Source organism: Gammaproteobacteria bacterium (assembly GCA_013697705.1).
Lineage (GTDB): Bacteria > Pseudomonadota > Gammaproteobacteria > UBA6002 > UBA6002 > UBA6002.
The window spans coordinates 52298-70572 of sequence record JACCWJ010000008.1; the positions used below are offsets into that span (position 1 = coordinate 52298).

Annotated in this window: 17 protein-coding genes; 1 reads left to right on the top strand and 16 read right to left on the bottom strand. The window is 42.8% G+C overall.

The genetic code is table 11. The features are described 5' to 3' along the window. Nucleotides 1-98: 98 nt before the first annotated feature. Nucleotides 99-404 carry a DUF721 domain-containing protein gene (locus tag H0U71_02675; protein MBA2653955.1) on the top strand — a complete coding sequence of 102 codons (306 nt, stop codon included), beginning with the start codon at nt 99-101 and terminating at the stop codon, nt 402-404. Between the two features lie 2 nt (nt 405-406). On the opposite strand, the gene H0U71_02680 is transcribed toward H0U71_02675, so the two are convergent. The 16 genes from H0U71_02680 to mraZ all read right to left on the bottom strand — a co-directional run bounded on the left by H0U71_02680 (nt 407) and on the right by mraZ (nt 18159). After that, entirely contained in the window at nt 407-1330 is a 924-nt protein-coding gene (locus H0U71_02680; GenBank protein MBA2653956.1) for a UDP-3-O-acyl-N-acetylglucosamine deacetylase, read from the bottom strand. Nucleotides 1331-1435: 105 nt separating this feature from the next. Next, nucleotides 1436-2599, bottom strand: coding sequence for a cell division protein FtsZ (gene ftsZ / locus H0U71_02685; protein ID MBA2653957.1), 1164 nt, complete (start codon nt 2597-2599; stop codon nt 1436-1438). A gap of 52 nt (nt 2600-2651) precedes the next feature. Beyond that, entirely contained in the window at nt 2652-3887 is a 1236-nt protein-coding gene (gene ftsA / locus H0U71_02690) for a cell division protein FtsA (GenBank protein MBA2653958.1), read from the bottom strand. A 218-nt stretch (nt 3888-4105) separates the two neighbouring features. Beyond that, entirely contained in the window at nt 4106-4858 is a 753-nt protein-coding gene (locus H0U71_02695; protein MBA2653959.1) for an FtsQ-type POTRA domain-containing protein, read from the bottom strand. A gap of 23 nt (nt 4859-4881) precedes the next feature. Next, complete coding sequence (locus tag H0U71_02700; GenBank protein ID MBA2653960.1) at nt 4882-5835, bottom strand: D-alanine--D-alanine ligase; 954 nt, start codon at nt 5833-5835, stop codon at nt 4882-4884. Further along, on the bottom strand, nt 5822-6736 hold the full coding sequence (gene murB, locus H0U71_02705; protein ID MBA2653961.1) for a UDP-N-acetylmuramate dehydrogenase: 915 nt from the start codon (nt 6734-6736) through the stop codon (nt 5822-5824). The genes H0U71_02700 and murB overlap by 14 nt, the downstream gene beginning before the upstream one ends. Nucleotides 6737-6741: 5 nt before the next feature. After that, nucleotides 6742-8175 (bottom strand): UDP-N-acetylmuramate--L-alanine ligase, encoded by a 1434-nt coding sequence (gene murC / locus H0U71_02710; GenBank protein ID MBA2653962.1) that lies wholly within the window; start codon nt 8173-8175, stop codon nt 6742-6744. Between the two features lie 98 nt (nt 8176-8273). Beyond that, complete coding sequence (gene ftsW, locus H0U71_02715) at nt 8274-9413, bottom strand: putative lipid II flippase FtsW (protein ID MBA2653963.1); 1140 nt, start codon at nt 9411-9413, stop codon at nt 8274-8276. A gap of 23 nt (nt 9414-9436) precedes the next feature. Beyond that, nucleotides 9437-10780: a UDP-N-acetylmuramoyl-L-alanine--D-glutamate ligase gene (locus H0U71_02720; GenBank protein MBA2653964.1), complete on the bottom strand. Its 1344-nt coding sequence runs from the start codon at nt 10778-10780 to the stop codon at nt 9437-9439. Nucleotides 10781-10789: 9 nt separating this feature from the next. Next, complete coding sequence (locus tag H0U71_02725; protein ID MBA2653965.1) at nt 10790-11872, bottom strand: phospho-N-acetylmuramoyl-pentapeptide-transferase; 1083 nt, start codon at nt 11870-11872, stop codon at nt 10790-10792. A 3-nt stretch (nt 11873-11875) separates the two neighbouring features. Further along, on the bottom strand, nt 11876-13219 hold the full coding sequence (locus H0U71_02730; protein MBA2653966.1) for a UDP-N-acetylmuramoyl-tripeptide--D-alanyl-D-alanine ligase: 1344 nt from the start codon (nt 13217-13219) through the stop codon (nt 11876-11878). Between the two features lie 17 nt (nt 13220-13236). Then, nucleotides 13237-14730 carry a UDP-N-acetylmuramoyl-L-alanyl-D-glutamate--2,6-diaminopimelate ligase gene (locus H0U71_02735; GenBank protein ID MBA2653967.1) on the bottom strand — a complete coding sequence of 498 codons (1494 nt, stop codon included), beginning with the start codon at nt 14728-14730 and terminating at the stop codon, nt 13237-13239. Next, nucleotides 14717-16426, bottom strand: a complete 1710-nt coding sequence (locus H0U71_02740; protein ID MBA2653968.1) for a penicillin-binding protein 2 — start codon at nt 16424-16426, stop codon at nt 14717-14719. The genes H0U71_02735 and H0U71_02740 overlap by 14 nt, the downstream gene beginning before the upstream one ends. A 19-nt stretch (nt 16427-16445) precedes the next feature. Next, nucleotides 16446-16778 (bottom strand): cell division protein FtsL, encoded by a 333-nt coding sequence (gene ftsL, locus H0U71_02745; GenBank protein ID MBA2653969.1) that lies wholly within the window; start codon nt 16776-16778, stop codon nt 16446-16448. Continuing rightward, complete coding sequence (gene rsmH, locus H0U71_02750; protein ID MBA2653970.1) at nt 16775-17701, bottom strand: 16S rRNA (cytosine(1402)-N(4))-methyltransferase RsmH; 927 nt, start codon at nt 17699-17701, stop codon at nt 16775-16777. The genes ftsL and rsmH overlap by 4 nt, the downstream gene beginning before the upstream one ends. A 2-nt stretch (nt 17702-17703) precedes the next feature. Beyond that, entirely contained in the window at nt 17704-18159 is a 456-nt protein-coding gene (gene mraZ, locus H0U71_02755; GenBank protein ID MBA2653971.1) for a division/cell wall cluster transcriptional repressor MraZ, read from the bottom strand. Nucleotides 18160-18275: the final 116 nt, after the last annotated feature.

Consider the following 18275-nt stretch of genomic DNA (forward strand, 5'->3'; position numbering starts at 1 on the left):
TTCTCCCGCTGTAGAGAGAAGAACAAACCTAATCGTCACTCTGTCTGTCTGGCCCAAACCTAGATATAATGTTCTTTTATAATTTTTCAATGAGACACATGAAAACGCTGACCGAACTGCTAGCTTCAGATGTATTCAAACCCTTAATGGATAAGACCGCGAACTTACAAAGGTTAAACGCTGTCTGGAGTATTATCATGCAAGAATGGGCAGAACATTGCGTGGTAGCTGATTTTGAAAAAGGGGAATTACTCTTACAGGTTCGCAATGCAGCATGGGCTACCCGGGTACGTTATGCCGTACCTGAAATTATAAAAAAATTGGGTGGGCATGCTGAGTTTAAATTATTAAATAAAATAAAGTGCAAGATTTCACCCCATTGTCCTTTATTTAAATATGAATAAGATTAGGCGCCCGCGTAGCACAATCCATCTACTGCAGGGAAGATAATAGGGAGTGTCGTTTTATCCGTAAATGTGACTATTTCCCAAGCACTTTGATCTTTTAATAATGCCTGTAATAACTGATTGTTTAGCTGGTGACCACACTTATAACCGTGAAACTCTCCGATCATGCTGTGACCTAACTGATACAAATCCCCCACTACATCTAATAGCTTATGTTTCACAAATTCATCTTCGAAACGCAAACCATCATCATTCAATATACGGAAATCATCTAATACTATGGCGTTGTCTAAACTACCGCCCAATGCAAGATTATTAGCGCGTAGATATTCGTATTCGGATAAGAAACCGAACGTTCTGGCACGACTCACTTCCTTAATATACGAGCTTGTTGAGAAATCTAAGGTAGCAGTTTGATTACTGCTGCGGATAATAGGATGATCGAAATCAATCGTTAGGGTGACTCTAAAACCATTATAAGGAGAGATTGAGCCCACTTTATCGCCGTGGCGTATTTCAACTTTGCGTTTGATACGAATGAATTTTTTGGGAGCATTTTGTTCTTGTATTCCTGCGGATTGAACCAGGAAAACAAAGGGGCCAGCACTGCCATCCATAATGGGCACTTCCGGAGCGGTAAGATCTACATAGGCGTTATCAATACCCAACCCCGCAAAAGCGGACAGTAAGTGTTCAATGGTAGAAACGCGCACGCCGTCTTTTACCAAGCAGGTATTAAGCGTTGTATCGCCCACGTGCCCGACTAGCGCAGGTATTTCTACTATAGGATTTTGATCTATACGTCTAAAACGAATTCCGGTATTTACCGGTGCAGGGCATATTTTAAGATAGACCTTTTCACCTGTGTGCAACCCTGTACCCGTAGCGCTCATCTCAGTTTTAACTGTTGTCTGCCAAACCATCCACTATATCCGATTATTCTATAAAAAATTGTGGGGCATTGTAGCATACTCGCTGGTAGGTACAACCGGAAGACGAGAAATCTCCAAATTTCTCGTCAAACAGTGTTAGTCTTCTTGTCTTCGCAGGAAAGCGGGGATATCCAAATAATCCAACTCTTTCACATCGCCTATATCAGCTGTCGCTCTTGATACGCCGTGATTGCGCATGACAGTGGGCCTTTCTAGCTGATGGTAATCAACCACTCCATCTTGCTTGGATTCCAGAATTTTTAAGTGATGAACGCCAACTACGCCCGCACTTGTCTCTTCCTCTCTGCGGCCTAAACCTGTAGCAACGACGGTAACTCGCAATTCATCCGACATATCAGGATCAATGACGGTACCCACTACCACTGTGGCATTTTCTGAAGTGAACGATTTCACGACCTCTCCGACCGCTTCAAATTCACCAATTGACATGCCCATACCCGCAGTTATATTGACCAGCACACCTCTGGCGCCCGTTAAATCAATATCTTCTAACAAGGGGCTAGAAATTGCTGCTTGAGCGGCTTCGGTAGCACGATTTTCACCAATGCTCACTCCGGTGCCCATCATAGCCATGCCCATTTCCGACATGACGGTACGAACGTCGGCAAAATCTACGTTAATTAACCCTGGACGAGTGATTAGATCTGCTATGCCTTGTACCGCACCCAGCAATACGTTGTTCGCTGCACGAAATGCATTGAGCAGTGTAATGTTTTTTCCCAGCACGCTGAGTAGCTTGTTATTGGGAATAGTGATGAGAGAATCCACATTTTTAGCTAAATCACGAATACCATGGTCTGCGACCTGCATTCTTTTCTTACCTTCAAAGATAAAAGGTTTGGTAACCACTGCAACGGTCAATATCCCCAGCTCTCTGGCGATCTGAGCAAATACTGGAGCAGCACCTGTGCCGGTTCCGCCTCCCATACCTGCAGTAATGAAGATCATGTCCGAGCCTTCAATTACATCCTTGATGCGCTCACGATTTTCTTCAGCGGCTTTTTTTCCAACTTCAGGATCGGCACCTGCGCCCAGCCCCTTAGTCAAATCATCGCCTAACTGAAGCAATACACGTGCATTAGATTTTCGCAGGGCTTGCGCATCTGTATTTGCACAGATAAATTCAACCCCTTCGATGTTCTCCTGCATCATATGTTCGACTGCATTACCACCGCCACCGCCAACACCAATTACTTTTATTACTGCATTATGTGGAGAACTATCAGTTAGTTCAAACATCACCCTAAACTCCTAAATATATTCGAATTATATCCTCGTAAAATACATCCCATTAAAAATTTCCCTGAAACCAGCTTTTCATACGAGACCACGCTCCTTTGACACCCTCTCCGATCACCATTTCTGGCTTTCCTTCATTACGTTGTTGTAACCCATAAAGAAGTAGGCCTACCCCCGTAGAATAAATTGGATTGAGGAGAACATCCTTGAGGCCTCGCACATGCTGCGGCAAACCCAATCGTACGGGCATTTGGAAAACTGACTCTGCAAGTTCTAATACCCCCTCAACTAACGAGGCACCTCCGGTGATTACAATACCGGAAGCAATAAGGTCTTCAAAACCGCTTCTTTTTAACTCGGATTGCACTAAGGCAAATAATTCTTCGTACCTTGCACCGACAACGGCGGATAAGGCTTTTTTAGAAAGCAACCGCATCGGCTTTCTAGCAACACCAGGAACTTCGATAGCATCATCGGGACTAGTGCGACTCATCAATGCACTCGCGTGCTTGATCTTTATTTCTTCTGCATTATTTGTCGGCGTTCTAAGTGCAACGGCTATATCGTTAGTCACTTGGTCGCCTGCAATGGGAATTACTGCCGTATGCCTAATTGCACCTTCAGTGAAAATAGCAACATCTGTCGTGCCCCCCCCAATATCGATCATACAAACACCGAGCTCTTTTTCATCATCTGTTAGAACAGAATGGCTAGAGGCCAATTGTTCGAGAATAATATCCCCCACTTCAAGTCCGCAGCGTTGGACACACTTCACAATATTTTGAGCGGCACTCACAGCACCGGTAACAATATGTACTTTCGCCTCTAAACGAACGCCAGACATTCCAACGGGCTCTCTAATGCCTTCTTGGTTATCTATGATAAATTCTTGAGGAAGTATGTGTAATATTTTTTGATCGGCAGGAATCGCAACGGCTCTCGCTGCGTCAATAACTCGGTCAATGTCAGGCTCGCCAACTTCGCTATCGCGAATCGCAACAATTCCATGAGAATTCATACTGCGAATATGACTACCCGCAATGCCTGTGTATGCTGAAAGAATTTCACAATCTGCCATCAATTCGGCTTCTTCTATTGCACGCTGAATTGACTGTACTGTAGCTTCAATATTGACGACTACCCCACGCTTTAAACCACGCGAAGGATGACTTCCGACTCCGATTATTTCTAATTTCCCATCTGCGGCAATCTCCCCAACGAGGGCGGCCACTTTTGTAGTTCCGATATCAAGTCCTACTATTAAATTTTTATCCATTTTCTTTGACATATATGACTTTGCTCCAGGCAGCCAGGACATGGATTAATGGCCTGACGATTACCTTTCAATTTACGACTAAAAATTCTGAATTATATACGAAATTGTTCTTAGACAAGTGGTGCAAAGTATATGCTAGGCAAACAAAAAGCTCTATTAAAAAATACAAAAAATACACAATTAGAACTAATCGCAACAAGAGGGTGGACAATTTCGCAGGGAATGGCTGTCTAAGGGCTTAATGTCGGTGAAATTGGAGGTTGAATTAAATGCACTGAAAATCCATTCGAGTGCCGCAAATCAATAGATTGCAAATTATCACCGTGGATTTTCTTGAGCTTGGGGTAGATTGTAATAAAAGCAGATAAATGATCTTCGATATCTTTACGTCCTAACAAAATTTTTATGCCATTATTCAAGGTTATTTGCCAAGACCTTCTTTGACTCAGCGTAATTTCATTTATACCTAAATTTAAAGGAGATAAATATTTTGTTAGGGCCGTATATTGCTCAAGAATATTGGCGGCCTGGCTTTCAGGCCCCACAAAAGCCGGCAAATTTTTAGAAGAGTCTATTTTGATTGGCATGATTTCTCCTCGAGAATTTACAGCCGCATCATCACCCCAACTTGCCACAAGGTGTGACTCTGACAGTGTTACTAACAAAGTATCGGGCCAAACTCGTCTTATAATAACTTCATCTACAAAAGGTTCAGTTAAGATGTTTTTTTTCAGTGCGGTCATATTTGTCGAAAAAAACCCTTTTATATGAGGTGTAATTTTATATCTCAAGGTACTCAAATTAATATGTTCACAGGTAGCCTGAACCTTAATGTGGCGCATAGGGAAAAGTTTGGGTTCAGCAAAATGAAAAAAAGAGAGATAGATAATGACCAGAGAAAAAAGACAGCCTCCCCAGGCAATTATTTTAAATCGATGGGATTTATCTTTCTTATCGATAGCAATACGTTTCTTAAAATTCATAGTCTTAGTTTTTTTTATGCTCATTATGCGGCAGCGGATTGGGTAATATCTTTAATTTGGACAGTGTACGATAAAATCTCCACCACCAATTCATCAAAATTTATTCCAAGTACCTCTGCCGCTTTAGGCACTAAACTGTGCTTAGTCATACCAGGAACCGTGTTAATTTCTAAGAACCAAAAATTTCCAACGTGATCCTGAATCAAATCGACTCGTCCCCACCCCCTACAACCGGTCACTTGGAATGCACGAAATGCAAGATCTTGTAACGCCTGTTCTCTCTCGGGTGCCATGCCACAGGGAACGATATAGCGGGTAGTCTCTTCATTGTACTTTGCATCAAAATCATAAAACGAACGTGGGGTTTGAATTTCAATGACTGGAAGAGGACTGTCCCCCAGTATGCCAACAGTAAATTCAGCGCCTTCAACCCAGGGTTCAATCATCACCCTGTCATCGTAGACAGCTGCTTTGTTAAACGCTTCAGGTAATTGCTCAGGCGTAGTTACCTTGCTGACACCGACACTTGATCCATCACTGGTGGGTTTGATACACAATGGGAGACCAAACTCTTGCATCACGCTAATGGCTGCCTCAAGATCTCGGACTAATTTAAAACGAAGCGTAGGTACATTCGTACTTTCCCAAATCAATTTGGTAAGGGATTTATCCATTGTAACGGCTGACGCAGCCAGATCACTTCCCGTATAGGGAATCCCCAAATATTCCAACACTCCTTGTATGGCTCCATCCTCTCCGCCCGGACCATGCAATGCTATAAAAGCGCGATCTGGCTTTAGCGAGATGAGTTTTTCTATTACGTCGGCTTCTACATCTAATGCGTGCGCATCAATTCCGGAACGCAGCAATGCGTCGTAAATATTTTTTCCGGAAACGAGTGAAATTTCTCGTTCCGCAGATTCCCCACCCATCAAAACTACCACTTTTCCAAAATCTTCGCGGCTATATTTGGTCATCATAAGAATTAGTCTCACCTATTATATGAACTTCAGGGATTAAACGTACACCGTGAATGGATTCTACTTTATCGGCAGCTAACTCTATAAGGGACTCAATATCTTGCGCCGTAGCCTTCCCACTATTAAGGATAAAATTGGCGTGCTTTTCTGAAATCCGAGCATCACCTATGCAGGTGCCTTTTAAGCCACTTATATCAATCAATCGCGCTGCAAAATCGCCTGGAGGGTTTCTAAAAACCGAGCCACAACTTAGCACTCCAATTGGCTGAGAAATAGATCGCTTGTGGAGTAATTCTTTGATTTGCTGTTGCAGCTTAACGGGGTCATCTTGGCCGAAAGAAAAATGACCCGCCACAAACCATTCGCCGGGAGGCGCCTTAATTTCTCTATAGTGTATGGTGTATTCTGCAGGGCTTCTGACATGCAATTTGCCAAACCGATCAATTGTTTCCACGGCTACAACATGATCCCAAGTGACGCCACCAAAAGCGCCGGCATTCATCATTAAAGCGCCCCCCACGGTGCCGGGGATACCAGCAAAGAAACAACTATCAGAAAACCCATTCTTAGCACAAAACTTAGCCAGCTTGGCGCAAGTGACACCCGCTTCAGCGCGGACCAAGGTTTTAGTGTTGATTAGATCAATATTCTTCAAACACCCCAGGGTAAATATCACTGTCCCGGAGAATCCTCCATCTCGAATCAAGATATTACTGCCCAGCCCGAGCCACATTAGCTCTTCATTTTCAGGTAGAGAAGAGAGGAAAATACTTAGATCATGAATATCCGCAGGTTTATAGAAACGTCGAGAGGTTCCGCCAACACGCCATGAAGTATACCTTGCCAACGGCTCGTATTCTTTTAGCTCTCCCCTCAGGTCTTCTTTCACCCGGTTCATCTTGTTTACTCGAGGGTTGTCATAGTGGCCATTTTGGCAGCCATTGCACCAATGCTGCCCGCTCCCTGGAGCAATAAGATGTCTCCATCTTGCAGCACATCTTTTGCTGCCTTGGGAAGCTCATCAATATTCGCAACAAAAAAAGGTGTGATTCTACCGACACTTGAAATAGCTTTACAGAGAGAGGGGCCATCAGCTCCCTCAATGGGAGACTCTCCTGCAGAGTAAACATCTAAGAGCAATAATACATCGGACAGAGAAAGTACTGTGGCAAAATCCTGCATCAAGGCTTGGGTTCGGGTATAGCGATGGGGCTGGTATGCCATTACCAAACGTCGCGTTGGCCAAACTAATCGAATTGCATCTAAGGTGGCTGCAATTTCTCGCGGATGGTGGCCATAATCATCAATCAACAGTACTTTCCCGGAGGGAATACAGCATTCACCGTACATTTGAAAGCGTCGACCAATCCCCATGAAACTTTGGAAAGCTTGTTTAATCATTTCATCTGGTACATGCAATTTATTTGCGATAGCTAGCGCTGCCACTGCATTTAACGCATTATGTTTGCCGGCCAGATTTAAGATGATGTCAATGTCAGTCTGATCAAGTTTATTACGCACTCTAAAATGACTTTGCAAACCACGCTGCTCAAATGAAGTAATTTGTAAATCTGCCTTTTCATTAAAGCCATAAGTAACGGTGGGTGCTGTAACACTTCCCTGTAAACTAAGCGCAAGCGGATCATCCGCACATAGTACGATGAGACCTTCTGCGGGAACCTCTGAAACGAATTGAATGAATGACTTACAAAGGTCATCCATGTTGCCATTGTAGGTATTTAAATGATCTTCATCGATGTTTGTCACTACTGCAATTTTGGGTTTGAGGTATAAAAAAGACGCGTCACTTTCATCGGCTTCAGCAACAAAATACTCCCCTGTTCCTAGTTGAGCATTCGTACCCACACTTTTAAGCAGCCCCCCAATAACAAAGGTGGGGTGTAAGTCAGCTTGTGCCAGTACGCTAGCGACAAGGCTAGTCGTCGTTGTTTTTCCATGGGTGCCGGAAATAGCAATACCGTATTTGGTTTGCATTAATACGGCTAACATTTTAGCCCGGGGAATTACCGGGATATCCTCTGCTTTAGCTGCAATGACTTCGGGATTATCTTGGGGAATTGCACTGGATAAAACAACCAGATCAACACCCTGAACATTTTCTTTAATATGTCCCTTAATAATTTTAACACCTAAATCTCCAAGGTGTTTTGTCACAGAATTTTCACAAAGATCAGAACCTGAAACCTCGAACCCTTGATTGATCATTACCTCAGCAATACCACCCATCCCTGCGCCACCAATACCGACAAAATGTATTTTTTTGATATGATCCATATCGGGATTAAAGTTCATAAGTTCTCCATTGCGCATAATCATTTGTGTATTATATATAGTAGATTTTTCACAAATTATTAATTTATGCGCCGTTATAAATAGATTTGAATTATTAAAGCGAAGAGCAAATCGCAGGATTGCTACACTTTATGGCGGACAATTTTTTTTCTTATTACCTGTGTTTTTGATGCGCGACAATCATGGCTTATCCTAAGCAGGATGGCAAGCACCACACAATTTATTAACAAGCTGTTTCCCCCATAACTCATGAGAGGCAGCGTCAACCCCTTAGTGGGTAAAAGACCTGAACTTACGCCCATATTAATTAAGGCTTGAATTCCTAACCATAGTCCAAAACCAAACGCCACATAAGCCTCAAAGGATTTTTCTTGTAGCATAGCCTGTTTACCAATACGCATGGCCCTTCCAACCAGCATTATGAAAAGCACTATTACTAAGCATTCACCGAGAAATCCAAGTTCTTCAGCGAGTACTGCGAATAAAAAATCAGTTTGCGCTTCGGGCAAATAAAAAAGTTTCTGGATACTATTTCCCAACCCCACTCCAAATAATCCGCCTCGCCCAAAGGCAATAAGGGACTGCGTTAATTGATAACCACTATCATAGGGATTTTCCCAGGGATGTAGAAAAGTAGTAATACGTTGCAATCGATATGGAGAAGATACGGCAAGCACCACTAAGGCCACCGCCACCATGAGGAATAAGGCACTAAACTGCCAAATTCTGACTTTTGCTAAAAACATCACGCCCAATGACGTAAGCAAGATAACAGTGGTAGCACCAAAATCGGGCTCTAATAATAATAAAATTGAAATGATGCCCAACAAAAAAAGCGGCTTTAGAAAGCCAAATAAACTTGTTTTAATTTCTTCATCTCTTCGAACTAAATAGCCTCCTAAGTAGAGGATAACGCTAAATTTAGTCAGCTCAGAAACTTGTAAAGTTAAAGGGCCAAAGCCCAGCCATCGGGTGCTACCATTGACTTTGTGCCCGATACCCGGCACTAAAACCAGGATTAATAGCAATAAACAAATAACAAAAAGATACGTCCCTATTATGCGCCACTGCTCTAAACTAACGCGAAAAGCGGCTACCCCCAAGATTACGCCTAAGACTAAATAAGCCCCTTGGTGAAACAAGAAATGGAAGGGATAGTTGAATTGACGCTCGGAGATCACCATTGAAGCCGAAGTGACCATCAAAAGACCGAGGGTAATAAGAGAAAGGCCTGCGGTGAAAATCCAGGGATCTAAATGCAGTCTTGATTTGGTCTTAGAAAAACTCAAGAAGCCAGCCCTCTGACAATTTCCATAAATACCTCACCCCGATGCTCAAAATTACGGAACATATCGAAACTAGCGCAAGCGGGTGAAAGTATCACCACGTCGCCTGCTTTTGCCTGCTCTGCTGCCCCTTCAACGGCTGTTTGTAAATCATCGGCGACAACAATGGGCGCACTCCCTTCTAATGCCTCAGCAATAAGCTGTTTATCTTGGCCATATAATATAACTGTTTTGACATATTTCTGCACAGCTCCGTAAAGCTCTGAAAAATCAGCGTTCTTTCCTTGGCCACCCGCTAATAAAATTAACTTACCGTTGATTTCTGGCCCTATGCCAAAAATGGCTGCTTGAGCAGAACCCACATTAGTCGCTTTAGAATCGTTGTACCAATTAACCCCATTTACATTGGCGACCCATTGGCAACGATGAGGCAATCCTTTAAAAGTGGTTACCGACTGCAACATGCTTTCAACAGAAATACCGACTGAAGAGCCTAGCGCTAACCCCGCCAGCACATTGGCATATTGGTGATGACCCTTTAAAGGAACAGATTTTGTAGGCAGTAAATTCTTTTTGCCTTGAGCAAGATACATTTCACCCCTATCTGCTCTGAGCCCAAACATCCTCTCTTGAGGCTCTTTTAAAGTAAAACCGACGGGAGGGGTGTCAAATTTAAATGCGCCATAACTTTGTGAATCATCTAAATTAATCACGGGGTGATCACAATGGCGATAAATACGCAGCTTAGCGTCAATATATTCCTGTAAATGAGCATACCGATCCATATGATCGGGACTGATGTTTAGATTGACCGAGGACCAGCAGCGCAGTGAATGGGTGGTTTCTAGCTGGAAACTTGAAAGCTCTAGAATATATAAGTCACTCGTGTCATCAATTAGCTCCAGGGCTGGGATGCCTAAATTGCCCCCTACTTTGACCTTATATCCTGCGTTCGAGGCTAAATGACCCATGAGTGAGGTCACCGTACTTTTACCATTGGACCCTGTGATTGCAATAACAGGCCTTTTTACATTGCGTGCAAATAACTCAATATCACCAATAACAGGAATATTACGCTTGATCTGATTAGCGATGGCAGGTTCTTTAATTGAAATACCGGGACTCACCACCAACTCCGAAGCGTCACTTAACAGTTTTTCATTAAAACCGCCTAGTTGCACTTCTACATGAGGAAAATTTTCTTGTAACTCCTTGAGCTCAGGAGGGTCTAACCTGCTATCTGTAACAGCGACAGGATAACCCTGAGCTGACAAATAACGAACACATGACAACCCGGTTTTACCCAATCCCACTACGACTTTTAAATCACTATTTTTCATCATTAGCCTCCCTTAGCGCAGCTTTAAAGTAGCCAAACCACTTAACACCAAAATAAAGGTGATGATCCAAAAACGCACAATCACTCTGGGTTCTGGCCAACCTTTCAATTCAAAGTGATGATGTAGAGGCGCCATTTTGAAAATTCTACGTCCCGTTAATTTAAAAGAGGCCACCTGCATAATGACAGAAACTGTTTCCATCACAAAAACCCCACCCATAATTAACAAGACAAGTTCTTGACGGACAACCACCGCCACTATACCCAGAGCGGCGCCTAATCCCAACGCACCCACATCGCCCATAAATACTTGAGCGGGATAGGTATTAAACCAAAGAAAACCCAAACCGGCACCGACTACGGCTGCACAAAATACGGCTACCTCTCCGACCCCAGGGATATAAGGAATACCCAAATAATTTGCAAATTGGACATTACCCGTCGCATAGGCAAAAATACCTAAGGCTCCCGCCACCATTACCGTGGGTAAGATTGCGAGCCCATCTAAACCATCTGTTAAATTAACTGCATTACTGGTTCCCACGATTACGAAGTACACAAAAGGTATGTAAAAAAGGCCCAGTGGAATATAAATATTTTTAAAGAAAGGTACGATTAAACGTGTTTCGGCGGGTAATTTAGCGATGTGATATAAAAATATTGCCGCTCCGACGCCCACCAACGTTTGCCACAAAAATTTCCATTTGGCAGGTAACCCTTTAGTATTTTTACGGATTAACTTGCGATAATCATCTACCCATCCAATCGCTCCAAACCCTAATGTCACCAATAAGACAATCCAAATATAGACATTTGAAAGATCACCCCATAAAAAAATACTCGCTGCAATGGCAATTAAAATTAATGCGCCGCCCATCGTAGGCGTGCCTTTCTTTTTGAGATGCGTTTGTGGGCCGTCATCTCTCACCGTCTGACCAATTTGATAATGCGAAAGTTTACGAATCATAACGGGACCAACAAGCAGAGAAATGGTCAATGCAGTTAGCGTACTTAAAATAGATCGAAAGGTGAGATATTGAAAAACGTGAAAAAAGTGCAGGTGTTTTTCTAAGTATTGCGTTAACCATAACAACATGAGTTAAATTTCCTGAATGATAGCTTGTACAATATTTTCCATTCTGGAGGATCGCGACCCTTTTATAAGCACAACCGCATTAGAATGTAGCGCAGGTTTCAAAGCATTTATAAGACTTTGTTGATCATTAAAATAACATCCATTCGCTCCAAACGCATTTGCAGTTAATTGCGAAAGTTTGCCATAGGCATATAATTGATCGACGCCCAATTTTTTCGCGTGTTCACCAATTTCTATATGGAATTTTTCTTCTTGGTGACCTAATTCTCCCATGTCACCAAAAACAAAAATCTTTTCGCCCTTACTGTGAGCAAGTATTTCTAGCGCTGCAACAACCGCAACCGGATTCGCATTATAAGAGTCATCTATAATCAAAGATCCTGATAAACCTTTATATTTGACCAGTCTTTTACTCACCTCAGCCATACTGTTTAAGCCAGTGATGATAGCGTGAGGAGTAGCTCCGACTAGAGAAGTGGCTGCAATGGCGGCTAAGGCATTCATTACATTATGTAAGCCCATACAAGGTAATGAAATAGATAATTTTCCATCCGGGTAATGCGCTTCAAAGTTAGCCCTACCTTCCTCATCTAGAACGATATTTTTTGCTATCACATCAGCATGGTTCTTTATTCCAAAAGTCAACCGGGTATTATTAATCATTAATTTTTTGAAGCGATCTGCAAATTGATCATCCGCATTTATAATGGCAACTCCTTGTGGAGATAAGGATTCATAAATTTCTTCTTTTGCTTTGGCCACCCCTTCTATAGTGCCAAATCCTGCTAAATGCGCTGGCGCTACATTCGTGATTACAGCCACATCTTGCTCTGTTAGTTTGCTGAGGTAAGCAATTTCATGAGGATGATTTGCACCCATTTCGATGACCGCATATTGGTGCTGCTCTGTCAGTTGCAAGAGGGTTAAGGGTACTCCGATGTCATTATTAAATGATTTTATCGGCGCTAAGGTGGGACCCATTTGGTTTAAAATGCTAGCGATCATTGATTTGGTAGTAGTCTTACCGCAACTTCCCGTGACAGCGATAATTGGAAGACTAAATTTCTTTCTGTGATAGGCGGCAATTTCTCCAAGCGCTGTCTTAGTATCTGGAACGACAATGGTGGGAATTGGGAGCTGGACGGGCTGCGAAATAATTACCCCTGCGGCCTGTTTTTCACACGCAGATAATAGGAAATCATGGCCGTCAAATTGCTCTCCTTTGAGCGCAATAAATAATTGCCCGGGGCTTAATTCACGTGTGTTAATACTAGTAGAAGAGATTTTAGCATCTCCCCCTTGCAGTTCTGCATTCAGTAGACTTGCAACTTCACTAAGAGACATCATAAATACCGAAGCCTTAATTATGTTTTCTGTGATTGTTCAACTCGCTGTCTTAAGCGTAATTGTATCTGGATTTGTTCACTATCACTGAAAGGTATTTTCTCTGTTCCAATGATTTGATAATCCTCATGCCCTTTGCCCGCTACTAATACCACGTCGCCTTGTTGTGCACAACTGATAACATGTGCTATAGCCGCTCCTCGGTCATGTTCTATTTCTGCCGCCCACGGACACAATAAACCATTCATTATTTCAGCCACAATTTGGGCTGAATTTTCCGTCCGCGGATTATCATCTGTGATGACAAGTTGATCGGCAAAGCGTTCTGCAATCTGGCCCATTAAAGGTCTCTTACCACGATCACGATCGCCTCCGCACCCGAATAAACACCATAAAGTGCCATGCGCATGTTCTCTTAGGGCAGTCAAAACCTGCATTAACGCATCAGGGGTGTGCGCGTAATCCACTACAACCAAGGGCAGCTTCCCTCCGCCAAAAACTTGCATCCTTCCCGGCACTGTCTGTATGTGAGCCAGGCAATCCAAACTGGTTTCGAACGGAATATCAAGAAGCTGTAATGTAGTTAATACCGCTAATAAATTGTTGATATTAAAACGACCCAATAACTTGCTGCGCAGCTGACCCTCCCCCCAAGGAGTGTTCACTTTTGCAGTCATACCCTTATTATTCAAATGAATGTGGTGAGCCTGAGTTGTAATGAGCTTGGTTTTTTCTTCCACGCCATAACAATACACTTCTAATTTATCACTGAGCTCATTCGCTAATTCTACCCCAAAGGCATCATCTGTATTGATAACCGCATATTTTAAACCAGGAGAATAAAATAACTTTCTTTTTGCCGCGGCATAATTTTCCATTGACCCATGATAATCCAAATGATCACGCGTCAGATTGGTAAAAATCGCAATATCAAAAGCAACCGCCTCTGTTCGGTATTGATCCAGCGCATGCGAGGAAACCTCCATTGCAACTGCCTCAGCTTTTTGCTGATAAATTTCAGACAATTGCTTTTGCAAAATTAAAGCATCACATGTCGTGTGGGTGGTTGGTATCAAATTTTCAGGGAAGCCATAACCCAAGGTGCCAATTACGCCACAATTTTTAGACGCGAGCTTCATTGACATAGCAATGTATTGACTGATAGAGGTTTTTCCATTGGTTCCCGTGACACCAATCATCGTAAGCTTCTCAGAAGGCCTCTGATAAAACCTTGAGGCAATTTCCCCCAGCTGGCGAGATAAATGTTTGATAGCAAAAATGGGGATAGGGCCGGCTTCTTGAAAGGTAGTTGATGCATCGGTAATAATAGCACTGGCACCTTTTTGCACTGCCTGCGCAATATATTTGCAACCATCATCTCGCAAGCCTTGCAACGCAAAAAAACAATTTCCTTCCTTTATTTCTCTACTATCGCTACAAAGCCCGGTGATTTGTGGATCCTGACCGGTTGTTACCGCTGCCAGGCCCTCTGTTAATTGACTAATTTTCACCATCCTCTCCACTATCTATCGCTGCATTTTCTGATTCATTGGTTAGATCGTCCGGTGCCACATTCATAAGTCGCAAAGCACCAGACATTACTTTAGAAAAAATGGGTGCCGCAACCATGCCGCCTAAGTGCTGCTCACCGCGAGGATCTTTAATTACTACTGCCACGACCAATCTTGGATTAGAGACGGGCGCTATTCCCACGAAAGAGGATACATAATGCTGTTTATCATACCCATTTTTACCTGCAATATTAGCGGTTCCTGTTTTTCCTGCCACACGAAAGCCGGGGACTTTTGCAAGCGATCCAGTACCGCCCTGCACCACCGCCTCTAACATGGTTATCATTTGTTCAGCAATTTTTCTCTCCAGCACTTGCCTCCCCGCAGGAACCTTATCCACTTTCAACAATGAAATAGGGCGCTCCAGGCCATGATCCGCGATAATAGCATAGGCTTTGGCGAGTTGAATGGTTGTGACTGAAATCCCATACCCAAACGATAAAGTTGCCAACTCAAAAGGTCGCCACTTAGTGCGAAGCGATAACGTGCCTGCAGCTTCGCCCGGAAAGGCTGAATTGGTACGTTCACCGAAACCTACCCTGCGCAATAGTTCAATGAAATGCTCAGGGGGTAGCGACAACGTAATTTTTGCAACGCCCACATCGCTTGATTTTTGCAAAATTTTGACGAGATTCAGCACGCCACAATTATGCTCATCACGTATCACATTCCCATTAACATTTAACCAACCCGGTGCCGTATCAATTACTGAATTTAAATTATATTTACCACTCTCAAGAGCACTCGCGATGCTAAAAGCTTTCATGGTAGACCCGGGCTCAAACATATCGGTCATGGCGCGATTTCGATAACGACCATCTCCCATTTTTTCAATATGATTTGGATTAAAAGTGGGCTGATTTACCATCGCCAACACTTCGCCGGTGGTAATATCTAGCACAACAATAGATCCCGATTTCGCTGAGAATTTTTCGATACTTTCTCTTAAGGTTTCGTGAGCTAAATATTGAATACGATTATCTAAACTTAAGATTAAATTGTGCCCTTGACGAGGCGCTTGAATAACCCCAAGCTCGGTAATAATATTTCCCGGCCTATCTTTTATTACTTTCTTTTTCCCAGGAATTCCGCGTAGCCAGGTATCATACGTCAACTCGAGCCCTTCTTGGCCTTGATCATCGACATTAGTGAAGCCGATAACATGTGCCGCAACCTCACTTTGAGGATAAAAACGGTGATAATTATGCTGGCAAAATACACCTGCTATTTTCAAAGAAACTATTTTTTCACTTGCAGCAGGCGCCACGCCTCGCTTCAAATACACAAACTCTTTTCCGGATTTTTTCTGGGTTTTAACAAAGATTTTTTGTGGTGGTAATTTTAGTAACTGTGCAAGCTGTTCTATCTGGAGGGAGGTCGGCTCAAAGAGTTGCGGGTTTACCCATATCGAATCGACTTGAGCACTAATTGCGAGAGGTTGCAAGTAGCGATCGGTAATCATTCCTCGATAAGTCGGTATACTCACCGTACGCAAAATTCGGGCGTTACTTTGCTGCAGCAAGAACCCTCTTTGCAATATATTTAAATCGATCAGGCGCCAAAAAAGACATACTGTAGCTGCGATTAACACAAAAACTACAAAAAAATAACGCCATAAGCTTGATGCATCTTTATTCATTTTTTTCTAACGCATCCACTTATCGTCGCAAAATTTTGATTTCCTTCGAAGAAGGACTATTCATGCCTAGGCGATATTGCGCAATCTTTTGCACTCGAGCCTGGGTGGACCAAGTACTTTGTTCTAAAAGAAGCTTACCCCAATCTTGATACAACTTATCATGCGTTGCTTGCAACGCTTGATACTGAATAAATAATCTTCGATTTAAATCTTTAATATAAATAACTGAAAATGCGGATAACAACAAAATCCCAATCAACACCATATTGATTAACTTCGGTCTTTTAATTTGAATGGAGGGCAATGTTGGTTGGAATCTATTTTCCGATATCGAACGCACAGCTGTATTCATTGTATTTTCTCCACCACTCTTAAAATTGCACTTCTGGAACGAGGATTTTCATTAACCTCTTGTTCTTTAGCCGTTATTCCCCACGCAATACGCTTCACTTCCGGCGCGAACATATCCTGGGTAACCGGCAGATTTCGGGGGTAATCGCCCCCTTGCTGTTTTTTTCGCATAAATGCCTTAACGATCTGATCTTCTAAAGAATGAAAACTAATCACGGCCAACCTTCCTCCTACCCCTAAAGCAGAAAGTGACTGCTCCAAACACAATTTGAGTTCATCTAACTCATGATTAATATAAATTCTAATAGCCTGAAAAGATCGGGTGGCAGGGTGTTTATGTTTTTCCCAAGCGGGGTTTGCTTTGGAAACAATTTCAGACAATCTTTTGGTCCTGGTAAAAGGCTCTTCCTTGCGAGCTTCCACAATGGCTCTTGCAATTCGCCGCGAAAACCTTTCTTCACCGTACTCCCACAAAACCTGGGCGATGGCTTCTTCACTAGCACTGTTTAACCAACTAGCTGCGTCGGGAGAATCATTCGGATTCATGCGCATATCCAGCGGGCCATCTTGAAGAAAGCTAAATCCTCGCTCTGATTCGTCTAATTGCGGCGAGGACACACCTAAATCTAATAGGATGCCATCCACCTTCCCTTGTAGACCTAATTCATCAATGAATGATTCCAACATTGCAAACGATCCTTGTCTTATTTGAAATGATTCCTCGTGAAAATTTTCTTTTCCGAATTGCACAGCACTGGGATCTTTATCGATGGCGAGTAAAATTCCATTTTTATCCAATCGATTAAGTATTTCTTGTGAATGACCCCCTCTACCAAATGTCGCGTCTACGTAAACACCGTCGGGTTTTATGGCTAAATACTGCATGACTTCCGTTAATAACACTGGCTTATGCAGATTACTCATCCTTATATCGATAAATTCAGTAATTCAGCGGGAAAGTCCTTATCATCTTCGAGGTCACTTGCAATCCAATTTTCCCGACTTTTAGTCCACAACGGTTCCGCCCAAATTTCAAATTTTCTTCCTTGCCCCACCAAAATGACTTCTTTTTCGAGCTCAGCATAATCTCTTAATAAGGCGGGGACCAAGATGCGCCCATTAGTGTCTAGCTCTACTTCTGTGGCGTGCCCGATTAATAATCGCTGCACTCGTCTTGCCCATCGATTAAAAGATGGCAGGCGTTCAAGCTTATTTTCTAACATCTCCCATTCATTTAAGGGGTATAACAAAAGACATGCATCTTCAGTATCGATCGTAATCACCAGCTGGCTCTTCACTTCCTCAAGCTGCGGACGATAACGAGTAGGAATCGACATTCGACCCTTACTATCTAAATTGACTGCATTAATACCTCTAAACACCGGGAAAACCACCCACTTTTAACCACTTTATTCCACATTATGACATGCAGTCTCAATAAAGCGCAATGAAATCGCGGTATTTATCGTAATTCAGCCCATTTTTGAGGGGAAACCAA

Excerpts from the sequence above, each read along its gene's own strand:
- H0U71_02680 (MBA2653956.1), bottom strand. The coding sequence starts at position 1,330 with ATGGTTTGGCAGACAACAGTTAAAACTGAGATGAGCGCTACGGGTACA.
- murC (MBA2653962.1), bottom strand. The coding sequence starts at position 8,175 with ATGATTATGCGCAATGGAGAACTTATGAACTTTAATCCCGATATGGAT.
- H0U71_02725 (MBA2653965.1), bottom strand. The coding sequence starts at position 11,872 with ATGTTGTTATGGTTAACGCAATACTTAGAAAAACACCTGCACTTTTTT.
- H0U71_02740 (MBA2653968.1), bottom strand. The coding sequence starts at position 16,426 with ATGAATAAAGATGCATCAAGCTTATGGCGTTATTTTTTTGTAGTTTTT.
- H0U71_02675 (MBA2653955.1), top strand. The coding sequence starts at position 99 with ATGAAAACGCTGACCGAACTGCTAGCTTCAGATGTATTCAAACCCTTA.
- H0U71_02695 (MBA2653959.1), bottom strand. The coding sequence starts at position 4,858 with ATGAATTTTAAGAAACGTATTGCTATCGATAAGAAAGATAAATCCCAT.
- ftsZ (MBA2653957.1), bottom strand. The coding sequence starts at position 2,599 with ATGTTTGAACTAACTGATAGTTCTCCACATAATGCAGTAATAAAAGTA.
- H0U71_02720 (MBA2653964.1), bottom strand. The coding sequence starts at position 10,780 with ATGATGAAAAATAGTGATTTAAAAGTCGTAGTGGGATTGGGTAAAACC.
- murB (MBA2653961.1), bottom strand. The coding sequence starts at position 6,736 with ATGAACCGGGTGAAAGAAGACCTGAGGGGAGAGCTAAAAGAATACGAG.
- H0U71_02735 (MBA2653967.1), bottom strand. The coding sequence starts at position 14,730 with ATGGTGAAAATTAGTCAATTAACAGAGGGCCTGGCAGCGGTAACAACC.
- ftsL (MBA2653969.1), bottom strand. The coding sequence starts at position 16,778 with ATGAATACAGCTGTGCGTTCGATATCGGAAAATAGATTCCAACCAACA.
- H0U71_02700 (MBA2653960.1), bottom strand. The coding sequence starts at position 5,835 with ATGACCAAATATAGCCGCGAAGATTTTGGAAAAGTGGTAGTTTTGATG.
- H0U71_02730 (MBA2653966.1), bottom strand. The coding sequence starts at position 13,219 with ATGATGTCTCTTAGTGAAGTTGCAAGTCTACTGAATGCAGAACTGCAA.
- ftsA (MBA2653958.1), bottom strand. The coding sequence starts at position 3,887 with ATGTCAAAGAAAATGGATAAAAATTTAATAGTAGGACTTGATATCGGA.
- rsmH (MBA2653970.1), bottom strand. The coding sequence starts at position 17,701 with ATGAGTAATCTGCATAAGCCAGTGTTATTAACGGAAGTCATGCAGTAT.